At 59.8% G+C, this 711-nt stretch carries 1 protein-coding gene; it reads right to left on the bottom strand.

Features of this window, described 5'->3' with window-relative positions:
• Positions 1-282 precede the first annotated feature (282 nt).
• On the bottom strand, positions 283-711 hold a 429-nt coding region (locus P0D89_RS53735; protein ID WP_408379760.1), incomplete at its 5' end, for an IS110 family RNA-guided transposase.

The following is a 711-nucleotide window of genomic DNA, read 5'->3' on the forward strand; positions in this document are numbered from 1 at the left end:
CTATTTGCACCATGTATGGACGACTCCCTGTTGTCAAGCAGTCCGGGTTCTCTGGCATCAGGTCGAGGTTGCAGCCATGTATCCGGGCTCGATTCGCAGCGCTCGCTGCAGGCCCACGATGAATATCCGCGAGTAGGTACCCCATCAGAGCCGCGGGCTTGATTGCCCTTGGTGCAAAGCGGGTTTGGCCCACCACGGTCCGACCGTTCTGTCATCGAATTAAAGTCTGCTCAAGCAACCTCTGGAAGGTAAGTGTTGTTCCGATGTTAGAAGCTGGACCTGTCAACCCGCCACGCCAGGTCGCGTGGGAACGTGGCTAACTTCGTAGACCTGCTTTCGAATCAGCAGGGCCCACGCCGTTCGAGCGTTTTTTGCTGCAAGCGCCACGGCGGCGATGTTTTTGTGCCGGCGTCGACATAGTTTCATGACCCACGAATCAGCCATTTCGGGCTTGGTAGCTGCCATGCGGATAACAGCGCGAGCGCCGTGAATCAGAAGCGTTCGTAGTGCTGTATCCCCGCGCTTGCTGATGCCCAGCAGGCGTGGCTTACCACCTGAGGAGTGTTGACGCGGGACCAGACCCAGCCATGCAGCGAGTTGGCGGCCGTCCCGAAAGGCGCGCGGGTTGCCGATTGAGGCTGCCAGCGCGGAGGCGGTGAGCGGCCCGACCCCGGGTATGGTTTGGAGAAGTTGTCCAGCCTCATCTGTACG

It is taken from the genome of Paraburkholderia sp. RL18-085-BIA-A (assembly GCF_046027075.1).
Classification (GTDB): Bacteria; Pseudomonadota; Gammaproteobacteria; order Burkholderiales; family Burkholderiaceae; genus Paraburkholderia.